General features: G+C 74.9%; 11 protein-coding genes. 5 read left to right on the top strand and 6 right to left on the bottom strand.

Annotated features, from left to right (window positions below):
* Positions 1-34: 34 nt before the first annotated feature.
* Positions 35-1291, bottom strand: coding sequence for a serine hydroxymethyltransferase (gene glyA / locus AB0I60_RS03875; RefSeq protein ID WP_360725676.1), 1257 nt, complete (start codon positions 1289-1291; stop codon positions 35-37).
* Positions 1292-1520: 229 nt separating this feature from the next.
* On the opposite strand from glyA, the gene AB0I60_RS03880 reads away from it, so the two are divergent.
* Both AB0I60_RS03880 and AB0I60_RS03885 read left to right on the top strand, forming a co-directional pair.
* A complete protein-coding gene (locus tag AB0I60_RS03880; RefSeq protein WP_360725677.1) occupies positions 1521-2336 on the top strand; it encodes a hypothetical protein in 816 nt (271 codons plus the stop codon).
* A gap of 14 nt (positions 2337-2350) precedes the next feature.
* A complete protein-coding gene (locus tag AB0I60_RS03885) occupies positions 2351-3010 on the top strand; it encodes an extensin family protein (RefSeq protein ID WP_360725678.1) in 660 nt (219 codons plus the stop codon).
* On the opposite strand, the gene AB0I60_RS03890 is transcribed toward AB0I60_RS03885, so the two are convergent.
* Together AB0I60_RS03890 and AB0I60_RS03895 are read right to left on the bottom strand one after the other, a co-directional pair.
* On the bottom strand, positions 3007-4266 hold the full coding sequence (locus AB0I60_RS03890; protein WP_360725679.1) for a cytochrome P450: 1260 nt from the start codon (positions 4264-4266) through the stop codon (positions 3007-3009). The two genes, AB0I60_RS03885 and AB0I60_RS03890, sit on opposite strands and share 4 nt — an antisense overlap.
* Before the next feature lie 146 nt (positions 4267-4412).
* Positions 4413-5534 carry a cytochrome P450 gene (locus AB0I60_RS03895; RefSeq protein ID WP_360725680.1) on the bottom strand — a complete coding sequence of 374 codons (1122 nt, stop codon included), beginning with the start codon at positions 5532-5534 and terminating at the stop codon, positions 4413-4415.
* 377 nt (positions 5535-5911) lie between these two features.
* Between AB0I60_RS03895 and AB0I60_RS03900 the strand changes: the two genes are divergently transcribed.
* Together AB0I60_RS03900 and AB0I60_RS03905 are read left to right on the top strand one after the other, a co-directional pair.
* Positions 5912-6310 (top strand): hypothetical protein, encoded by a 399-nt coding sequence (locus AB0I60_RS03900; RefSeq protein ID WP_360725681.1) that lies wholly within the window; start codon positions 5912-5914, stop codon positions 6308-6310.
* Entirely contained in the window at positions 6307-7263 is a 957-nt protein-coding gene (locus AB0I60_RS03905) for a hypothetical protein (protein WP_360725682.1), read from the top strand. The genes AB0I60_RS03900 and AB0I60_RS03905 overlap by 4 nt, the downstream gene beginning before the upstream one ends.
* A 188-nt stretch (positions 7264-7451) precedes the next feature.
* Here AB0I60_RS03905 and AB0I60_RS03910 read toward each other — a convergent pair whose 3' ends face one another.
* The gene (locus AB0I60_RS03910) at positions 7452-7919 is read right to left on the bottom strand and encodes a tetratricopeptide repeat protein (RefSeq protein WP_360725683.1); all 468 of its coding nucleotides are present in this window, start codon (positions 7917-7919) and stop codon (positions 7452-7454) included.
* 91 nt (positions 7920-8010) lie between these two features.
* On the bottom strand, positions 8011-8436 hold the full coding sequence (locus AB0I60_RS03915; RefSeq protein ID WP_360725684.1) for a hypothetical protein: 426 nt from the start codon (positions 8434-8436) through the stop codon (positions 8011-8013).
* A 163-nt stretch (positions 8437-8599) separates the two neighbouring features.
* Here AB0I60_RS03915 and AB0I60_RS03920 point away from each other — a divergent pair, with 163 nt between their 5' ends.
* Positions 8600-9391 (top strand): intradiol ring-cleavage dioxygenase, encoded by a 792-nt coding sequence (locus tag AB0I60_RS03920; RefSeq protein WP_360725685.1) that lies wholly within the window; start codon positions 8600-8602, stop codon positions 9389-9391.
* Positions 9392-9450: 59 nt separating this feature from the next.
* Here AB0I60_RS03920 and AB0I60_RS03925 read toward each other — a convergent pair whose 3' ends face one another.
* Positions 9451-10524 carry a VanZ family protein gene (locus AB0I60_RS03925; protein ID WP_360725686.1) on the bottom strand — a complete coding sequence of 358 codons (1074 nt, stop codon included), beginning with the start codon at positions 10522-10524 and terminating at the stop codon, positions 9451-9453.
* Positions 10525-10551 lie beyond the last annotated feature (27 nt).

Consider the following 10551-nt stretch of genomic DNA (forward strand, 5'->3'; position numbering starts at 1 on the left):
CCACGGGGACCGCGCCGCCGGCCGGTCGGCGCGGTCAGGACCAGCCGGGCATCGGGTAGCCGGCCATCAGCTCCGCGATCTCGGCCGCGATCCGGTCCAGCGCCGCGTCGTCGCCGGCCGCCGCCACCGCCGCGTCGATCCACGCCGCGAGCTGCGGCATCTGGTCGGGGCGCAGGCCCCGGGTGGTGATCGCGGCGGTGCCCAGGCGCAGGCCGGACGGGTCGAAGGGCTTGCGCGGGTCGAACGGGACCGTGTTGTAGTTAGCCTCGATGCCCGCCCGGTCCAGAGCCTGGGCGGCCGGCTTGCCACCGATCGCCTTGCCGGTCAGGTCGAGCAGGACCAGGTGGTTGTCCGTGCCGCCGGAGACCAGGTCGAAACCGCGCTGCGCCAGGGCCGCCGCGAGCGCCTGGGCGTTGGCCACCACGTCGTGGGCGTAGGTACGGAAGCCCGGCGCGGACGCCTCGCGCAGCGCCACCGCGATCGCCGCCGTGGTGTGGTTGTGCGGGCCGCCCTGCAACCCCGGGAACACCGCCTTGTCCACGGCCTTCGCGTGCGCGGCGTCGGACAGGATCATGGCACCGCGCGGGCCGCGCAACGTCTTGTGCGTCGTGGTGGTGATCACCTGCGCGTGGCCGACCGGCGACGGGTGCGCGCCGCCCGCGACCAGGCCGGCGATGTGCGCGATGTCGGCCACCAGCACGGCACCGACCTCCGCCGCCACGGCCGCGAACGCCGGGAAGTCGATGGTGCGGGGGATCGCCGTGCCACCGCAGAAGATCAGCTTCGGGCGCTCGCGCAGCGCGAGGTCGCGCACCTCGTCCAGGTCCACCCGGCCGGTCTCCTTGCGCACGCCGTACTGGACGCTGCGGAACCACCGGCCGGTCGCCGACACGCCCCAGCCGTGCGTGAGGTGGCCGCCCATCGGCAGCGCCATGCCCATCACGGTGTCGCCGGGGTCCAGGAAGGCCAGGTACGCGGCCAGGTTCGCGGGCGAGCCGGAGTACGGCTGGACGTTGGCGTGCTCGACGCCGAACAGCGCCTTGGCGCGCTCGACCGCCAACGCCTCCACCGGGTCCACCCACTGCTGGCCCTCGTAGTACCGGCGGCCGGGGTAGCCCTCGGAGTACTTGTTGGTCAGCACCGAGCCGGTGGCCTCCAGCACGGCGCGGGAGACGTAGTTCTCCGACGCGATCAGCCGGATCTTCGCGAACTGGCGGCGGGCCTCGCCCTCGACCAGGCGGGCCAGCTCGGGATCCGAGGTGGTCAACGACGGCAGCGCGGGATCGTGCACGACAGCCTCCAACGCGCCGTGGCACCCAGGCGCGCGGTGCGGTCCGGCTCGTCGCTCCCCGGTGGTCGTTCCCACCCTCGTCACGCCAGTCGCGTACTCCCCCACTGTAGCCGGGCGATACGAGACGGGGTGTTGCCGGCCCGGACCACGAACTCCGATACTGCGTGGGAAAAGCACCAACACCCGTGGCATCACGTCAGCCGTTTCCCCTGCTTCGAAAGGAGCTGACGTGCTCGACCGTCGAACCTTCGTCCTGGGCGCGGCCCTCGCCGCCGCCACCACCGCCACCGCCCCATCCCGGGCCGGTGCCACCACCGCGCCGGTCAGGGCGGTCGGCGCCGCCGCGATCGCCGGCACCCCCGTCACCCTGGTGCGCTTAAACGGCGTGTGGGCGCTCGCCGACGGGACCGGCTCGGTGCGGATCACCACCGGCCTGGAGCACGCCGACGTCGTGGACCTCGCCGAGGACGGCACCGGCCTGGTCGCGGCCGGGTGCCTGGCCGACGACCCGATGGCCGCGCTGTGGACCTCGCCGGACGGCGTGGCGTGGCGCGAGGTCCGCCGGCTGCACGGCACCCGCGCCGGGTTCACCGCCGTCGCCGGTGCCCTGGCCCTGGGCTCGGTGCTGCGGGGCGAGCGCGCGTCGCTGGTCCGCGTCGCCGCCCGGCGCACCGCGAGCGGCTGGACCACGGTCCCGGTGCGGGGACTGGAACGCACCGACGGCCTGTTCGCCTCGGCGCTGGCCGAGGGCCCGGACGGCTGGGTGTGCGCGGCGGTCGGCACGTCCGGCACCCGCCTGCACTCCTCGCGCGACGGCGTGACGTGGTCGGAGCTGCCCGGGGTGCCCGGCGTCGCGGTGCGCGGACTGGTCGCGGACGCGCGCGGGATCCGGTGGCAGGGCAACGAGATCGCGGGTTCCGCGCCGCTGACCGGTGTGCTGGGCGGCGCGGCCGGCCCGGCCCCGGTCCCCGCCGACGCGAAGGCCCTGGGCCCGGCTTCGAGCCGGTTCGCCTGGCTGTCCGCCGGCCGCCTGCTGACCACCTGACCCCGGGAGCGATCATGATCACGTTCAGCACGATCGACGGCACCCCGGTCTACTACTGGCGTTCCTCGCGCGGCGACACCGCACCGCGCAACTGGCAGGCGACCCAGGACTTCCACGACACCCTGGTGCTGTGGCTGCGCGACCTGCGCTCCCTGTCGTCGGCCCTCGGGTCGGTGGCGTACCTGGTGTCGGCCGGGTTCTACGTCAACAAGCCGGGACAGCACGGCGAGGGCACCGCGATGGACCTCGACCACGTCCGCTGGTCGGGCGGCGCGGTCTGCTCGCCGCTGGACCGCGACCACGCGTCGGGCACCCTGGCGACGCGGCGGCGCTACCTGGCGGTGGACGCGGTGTGCCGCAGGAGGTTCCGCTACGTGCTCGACGGCTGGTACAACGCCGACCACGCGGACCACGTGCACTCCGACTTCGGCGGGCTCCCGGTGCGGTGCCTGAAGACCTCGGAGGCGGACACGAAGTTCACGCAGTCGCTGTGCAACGACTTCCTGGGCTCCGGCCTGGCGGTGGACGGGGTCTGGGGCGCGAGCACGGAGAACGCCTTCACCACCGCCAAGTCCCGCCTCGGCGTCGGCGGCGACCCGCACACCAGCACCGCCGCGTGGCAGGCGTTCCTCTCGGCAGCGGCCCGCAAGGGCTTCGCCAACCAGGCGTTCTAGGGGCAGGAGTCGGTGGTTCCGGTGTCGACGGGGTGGCGGGGGCGGACCCACCCGTCGAAGTCGAGCGGTCTCGGCACAGCGCTCAAGGCGACCCGGGCGGCGTCGGGTGCGCGCAGTTCCAGCCGGAACCGGGTGCACAGCAGGTAGGCCAACAGCACCAGTTGGACGCTTCCCAGCCCGGCACCGATGCACGCCGTGGGCGCCCAGCCGAACGGCACGTGGTAGTGGCCGCCGGGCGTGCGGTGCGGTGCCCCGGCCGACCACCGGTCCGGGTCGAACGTGTCCGGGTCGGACCAGTGCCGCTCGTCGTGGTTGACCAGGTAGGGGCTCACCAGGTAGTGCTGGCCCACCGCGAGCCGGTGGGCGCGGACGGTCAGGGGGATCCGGGCGCTGCGGGTCATCAGCAGCGGCGCCGACCACATCCGCAGCACCTCCTTCACGAACCGGTGCGCGGTCGGCGCGGACCTGGTGCCGGACCGCAGGAGCTGCTCGACGGGGTGGGCCGCGAACTCCTCGGTGAGGGTGGCCGCCCACTCCGGGCGCTTCGCCAGTTCGTACATCAGGCAGCCCGCCGCCGCACCCGGCGGCCCGGCGATCGCGGTCAGGACGGTCGTCACCGCCTCCAGCGCCCGGTCCGGGCCGAGAGCGGGCAGCAACCGGTCCACGACCGGCTGCGTCAGGTCGAGGCGGGTGCGGTCGCCGCGCGCCCGGCGGCGGATCTCCCGGCGCACCACCCGACCGGTCTGCACCTGGGCGACCACGGCCTCCCACCTCTGCCGGCGGGTCTGGCCGCCGGGCCCGGCGTCCAACCGGGTCAGCTTCGCTATCGCGTCGCGGGTGAGCCAAGCCTGCTCCACTGTGGACAGTCCGTCGACCACCACGGGGAGCAGGGCGCGGAACGCCACCTCGTGCGCCAGCCACGCGAAGTCCACGTGCCGGCCGAGGCTGCCGTCCAGCACCGAGGCCATGCGGCCGGTCAGCGCGCGCAACGGTTCCTCCGCGCCGAGCACCCGCAACTGTGACAGCCACAACGAGCGCACCTGCCGCCACGACACGACCGGGCTGCGCCGGCCGAGGAGCTGGTCGACGAACCGGTCGGGCAGCGTCAGGTCGGCGAAGTTCTCGGCGTTGGCCCGGCTCGCCGCGTCGGCGTCGAGCACCATCAACCGCCGGCCGCCGTGCCAGAACACCCCGTCGTGCTCGGCGTTGGGTGCGCGCAGGTTCGCCAGCACGTCCGGGTCGTCCCGCTCTGTCATCACGTGCCTCCCCGGAGGTGGGGGACGTGTTCCCACGCCCCCCACGCGCACCGATCAGATGTGGTGGTACACGTACCAGCGGTACTCGGCATCGCTCTTGCGGATGTTGAGAGCCACCAGAGCGGCGTGGATGATCCTGGCCATGGTCACCTCCTTCGACCCGTGCGGGCACCGTTCGTGCGCAAGGTGAAGTCCGGTGGTGCAAGCGCGGCGGCGACGTGCGGGCGCTGCCGGTGCGCCTCGACCCGCCACCGCCCGGCCGGCGGCAGCACCCGCAGCACGTCCTCGACCACCTGGACGGCGAAGCCCGCCGCCACGCAGGCGTGCGTGCCCCAGCCGAACGGGATGAACGCCTCCGCGCCGCCCTCCGGCACGCCGGCCGACCACCGCTCGGGGAGGAAGCGGTCGGGCTCGGGCCAGAAGCGGTCGTCCCGGTGCACGAGGTAGCTGCACACCACCACCTCGTCGGACGTCGTGACCTCGGTGCCGGCCAGCCGGTGCGGTTCGGCGGGCGAACGGCCGAAGTTCCAGGCCACCGGACGGAGCCGCAACGCCTCGCGCACGACGCCGGACAGGTCGCCGCCCGCCGGGGGCGCGGTGCCCAGCAGGTACACCGACCAGCCCAGCAGGAACCCCGTCGAGCCGGCGACCGCGAACAGGAAGGACAGGTACACCTCCGCCAGCCGCACCAGCACCGGGTGCGCGGGGCCGTCCGGCACGGCGGCGGCGAGCACGTCCAGCAGGTCGGCGGTCGCCCGCCCGTCCCCGGTGCGCCGGCGGGACAGCTCGGCGACCAGCGCGCGGCGGACCCGGCCGCGCAGCAGGGCCCGGGACAGCACCGACCGCCGGTCCCGCGCGCCGGCGAGCACCGCGTGCCGGACCACCTGGTCGACCAGCCCGCGCAGCCCGCCCTCCGGCACCAGCACCTCGCGGAAGCACTTGTACAGCAGCACGTTGCCCGTGTCCGGCCACCGGCTCTCCGGCCCGACCTCCCGCGCGACGGTCGCCGCCAGCCGGTCGGACTGCCCGTTCCAGTGGTCGCGCAGCAGGTTCCGCGCGACCCGGCCGACCTCCTGCTGCGCCGCGCGCGGCCCGAAGATCCCCTTGCCGGTGTGGAAGAAGTCGGAGTGCTCCCGGTAGCGCGACCCGGTGTTGGCGAGAACGGCCTTCGCCTCGGCGGGTTCGGCCACGTAGAGCACGCCCGGCCGGCGTTGGAAGATCGGCCCGTGCCGGGCACGGAGGTCGTCGAGCCGTTCCAGTTCGTCCACTCGATCGCCCCGTCCGGCCGGTCTTCCACGGACCAGTGCAGCTTCGCGCCGCGCGGGCCGGCGGGGCAAGCCACCGAATGGCCGGGCAGGTGCCGAGAGATGCCGGAACCCGGTACTCCGGCGGAGGACGGCGGTCGGCGGGCGGCCCGTGGACCTGCTCGGCGCTCCCCGTGCGCGGTGCACCACGTGCTTGGCGCTGCACGTCGTCCGGGCGGACGTGAAAAGGATTCCGCCGCAGGACTGCGCCCACGGCGTCGGCAGGATGCCACCCGAACGGATGATGCTCGGCGTTTTTCGTACCTGCGGGCGATCGCGGAGGACCTTTCAGCCGAGCGGCTCGACTCCGGTGAACGGGGGCTGGGAATCGGATGGATTTGTTGACCGCTATCACGTTGGGTGCGGCAGGCGGGGCCCTGGTAGAGGCCATCACGATATTCGCCCAGGTAGAAGCGTGGCAGGAGGCTCGTCGGCAGAAGCGGTCCAGGGGGCGGGCCAAGCTGCCGGCCTTCTCGAAGTTCGTGGACCTGCCCGCCCGGGTGGCGGCGGGTACCACCAGGCTCGTCCTCGGCGGCGCGGCGGGAGCGGTCTTCCACGACCAGCTCGCCGGCGTCGCCGCCGCGATCGCGGTCGGCGCGTCCGCGCCGGCCGTCCTCCAGCAGCTCGCGGCGTTCCAGACCGCGCGCCAGGCGATCGAGCAGAGCACCGACGCGGCCACCGTGCCCGGCGCCCGGCGCCCGGTGGACGAGCCGCTCGACCACCCGGGGGCGGGCCGGTGACCACTCGCCCGTCGTTCGCGGCCCGCTACTGGGCCGCCCTGACCGACTCCCACCCGCCTCGCCGGCCGGCGGCCGGGAGCGGCTTCGCGGACCGCTACCTGGCCGCGCTGGCCGGCCGGGTCGCGGCGGCGGCGACCGCCCGCGCGTTCCGGAGGCGGTGCGCGACCGTCGCGCTGGCCCTCGCGGCGGCGGTCGGCGCGCACGGCTCGCCGGCCTTCCCCGCCGCCGCGCCGCCCACCGGGCCGGACCAGCAGCCACCGGCGCAGGTCTCGGTGCTGGTCGACGTGTCACCGGGGGTGCGCCCGGAGGCGCTCGCCGAACAGCGGTCCACGGTCCGGCTGCTCGTCGGGCTGGACCCCTCGGCCGACACGGTGTGGGACGTGACCGATTACGGCGGAGCGCCTGGAACCCCGGTCGGGACTTCGTCCAGCGCTCCGGCCGGCACACCCGCCGACGCGGTGGCGCGGGCGATCGACCGGCTCGGTCCGGGTGCCGGCGGGACGCGGGTCATCTTCCTGCTGGTCGCCACCTCCGGCTTCCGGAGCACCTCGGCGCTCGACCGCGCCCTGGTGCGGGCGCGGTCCGAGCGGATCGCGGTCCGGCCGGTGGGCTTCGGCGACGCCGACCGCAGCGGGCTGGCCCGGTACGCGGTGGACGAGCAGCGGCAGGGCTGCCCGGGTGCCCCGGAGGTGGTGGCCGGCACGGCGGACCTGGTGCGGGCGTTCGCCGCAGCGAGGTGCCTGGGTGTCGCCGGGGCCCCGGTCGACCGGGGCGGGGCGTGGCTCCGGGTGCCGCCCGGCGCGCAGGTGGTGGTCGTGGTGGACCGGGGTCGCGCGGGCGTCGACGTGCGGCGGCAACGGCACCCGCCGGCCGGCTACTGGACCGTGCCCCTGGACCAACCCGGAACGGCGGAGACCCCGGAGGTGGTGGTGTTGTGGACGTTCCCGCAGTGAGCGGGCCCCACCGCCGAGCCCCGCCCCGACGCACGACGGGCGGGGGGCGGGGACGGCGGAGTGCGCAGACGGCACGGCGGCGCGGCGGCGACCGGCGGCGCGGCGGCGGCGAAGTGCGCGGGCGGCGCAGCGGCAGCGAGTGGCGGCGCAGTGCACAGGCGGCGCAGCGGCAGCGAGCGCGGGCGGGGTCAGTCCAGCAGGGCTCGGGCGTAGTTGCCCACCGAGCGCTGGTAGCGGGGCAGGTGCGGGGCCAGCGCCGCCAGCGCCACCGACACGGCCTCGCGCTCGCGGCCCACGTCGGCCAGCGCGAGGGCCAGGAACGCCCGCACCGCGTCGTCCAGGTGGTCGGAGCCCGCGTCCTGCTCTGCGGCCAGCAGCTCGACCGCGATCTCCGGCTGGCCGAGGTTGCGCAGCGAACTGGCCATCTGGATCACCGCGCGCCGCCGGCGCTCCCCGGTCAGCCCCAGGTCGAGGGCTTCCCGGTAGAGCGGGACGGCCTGGTCCGGGTGCCCGGTCGAGTCGAACGCCCCGGCCCGCTCGAACACCGCCACCGCCTCCGGCGCGTCCCGCACGGCGTCGTCCACCGCAGCCCGGAAGTCCTCTTCGGACAGCTCGTCCAGCCGTCCCCACACCTCGGTGACCCGCTGTTCCCACATGGATCAAGCAAAGCACAACGCACCCCGACGTGCGCCACGCGGGCGAGTCGGCTCGTGCGCGCCCGTGCGGGACCCCGCCAAGACCTGGTGGTCAGGCCCGTCGGGGCAGGAGCCTGCGGACGACGTCGAGCGCCAGCCGGAACGGCGGCACCGCCCGGACGTCCGTGCGCGGCTCGCGCACCCACCGGACCGGCCCGTCGCCGGTCACGCTGGGCGGCACCGGCAGGTAGCGCGGACCGTTGACCACCAGCACGCCGGACGGCACCGGCGGGTCCTGGACGCCCGGGTCCTCCACCAGGAACGCCCACGTCCCGTCCGCCAGCGCCACGGTCCCCGCCGCGACGCACCGCCGCCGGAACTCCGCGTCCACCCACCCGCCGAACCGGGCCGGCACCACCAGCCCGATGATCCCCCGGCTGGTCGGCAGGTAGACGTTGCCGTCGGCGAGCACGAGCGGCCAGCCGAGCCCGATGGCCAGACGCTCCACCGTCGCGTGCAGTTGTTCCGCGTAGGTCACGACCGCGCACCTCCCCGATGGCTCCATGCCCTGGGTTCGAGGAACCGTCGCGTTCGGTTCGCCCCGGACCGGGGGGCCAATTCCGTGGGCGCGGCGAGCCGGCCCGCGCGACGCACAGCGGTCGCACAGGTGCGGCACAGGAACCCGGGTGAGGGTGGGAGGCATGACAGCCATCCACGATCGCGGGCTCGCCTTCGACCTCGCCACGCTCGACCGCCGGCGCGCGCTCACCCTGCTGGGTGGCGCGGGGCTCACCGCCCTGGCCGCCTGCGGCACACCGCCCGCACCGTCCGCTTCGGACAGTGCTGCCGCGCCCACCGCCGCCGCGTGCCGGGACGCCATCCCCGAGGAGACCGGCGGCCCGTACCCCGGCGACGGCTCCAATGGACCCAACGTCCTGACGCAGAGCGGGATCGTGCGCAGCGACATCCGGACGAGCTTCGGCACCGGGTCGCGCACGGCCGAGGGCGTGCCGTTGACGATCACGCTGACCGTGCTGGACACGGCGTCGGGGTGCGCACCCCTGGCCGGCGCGGCGGTGTACCTGTGGCACTGCGACATCGACGGCAAGTACTCGATGTACTCCCCGGGGCTCACCGGCGAGAACTACCTGCGCGGCGTGCAGGAGGCCGACGCCGAGGGGGTCGTCACGTTCACCAGCATCTTCCCGGCGGCCTACTCGGGGCGCTGGCCGCACGTCCACTTCGAGGTGTACCCGAGCCTCGCCGAGGCGACCAGGGCCGGCACCCGGACCACCACCACCCAGCTCGCGCTGCCGGTCGACGTCTGCAAGACCGTGTACGGCACGGCCGGGTACGTGCAGAGCGTCCGCAACCTGGCGGGGACCTCGCTGAACACCGACACCGTGTTCGGCGACGGCCACGACGAGCAGCTCGCCACCGTGACCGGGGACGTGACCGGCGGCTACACCGCGACCCTGGACGTCCCGGTGTGACCACCGCCCACCTCGCCCCGGACGCGTTCCACCGCAGCGGCCCCCGGCAGCGGGCGGGGTCAGGGGGATCGGTCGTCGGCCGGGGTCGGGAGGTCGGTTCCGGCCCGAGCTGCCGCCTTCGTGGTGGTCTGGGTGTGGGAGAGCAGGCCCAGCAGGCTGCGGCGGTCGCGGCGCAGCAGGGCGGGCACGGCGATCACCGCCGTCAGCAGCGCGACCCAGCCGAAGCTCAGCGCCAGGACCGGCAGCCACCACACCGCGAACCGGATCAGCACCGCGTACCACGGGGCCCGGCCGCCGCCCACCCGGCGCAGCGCCAGGTGGAACACGACCTGGCCCGGCGTGGCCCGGTCGGTGCGCAGCAGCGGGACCACCAGCGTGTAGAAGGTCAGCGTGCCCGCCGACAGGAGCGCGGTGAACCTCGGCGACTCGGCCAGCTCCCGGGTCGCCCCGCCGGACAGGGCCATCACCACCAGGATGGCGAACTGGGTCAGCTCGAACACCAGCAGGTCGCCGGCGAACGCCAGCCCCCGCCGGGGCAGGCCGGGCGGCGCCAGGTCCGGGTCGTGCTCGGCGTTCGCGGGCGGCAGCACCCGGGCCAGCGGGATCGCGACCAGCCAGCCCACGACGGTGCCGGTGGTGTTGGTCAGCACGTCGTCCACGTCGGCGAGCCGGTACGGGCAGGGGTAGAGGCCGAGCACGGCGGTGCCCTGCACCAGCTCGACCGACGCCGACACCAGCACGCCCACCACCGCCGAGGTGACCGGGCCGCGCCCGAACCGGTAGCGCAGCAGGAACCCCATCGGCACGAACAGCACCACGTTCAGCAGCACCTGCCACAGCGCCGGGCTGCCGTCGCGCAGGATGTCGTCGAGGGAGGCCAACGGGTGTAACTGCCACGAGTCGGAGAACCGCCGTCCCGCGCAGAAGTCCGGCGTCACCACCGGCAGCGGGAACAGCGTGAACGCGACCAGGCCGCAGCCGTACAGCACGCCGGCCGCCGCGACGACGGCCGACCAGCCGCGCAGCCGGCCGAACCGGCGGTACTGGCGGTGCACCCAGGGCAGCACCGCCAACGGCACCACCAGCGCGAACAGGATGAGCGCGACGATCGACTCGGTCATCCGCACCGACATCAGCGGCTCGTTGCCTTTCCGGTAGTT

Origin of the sequence: Actinosynnema sp. NPDC050436, assembly GCF_040655415.1 — a bacterium.
Lineage (GTDB): Bacteria > Actinomycetota > Actinomycetes > Mycobacteriales > Pseudonocardiaceae > Actinosynnema.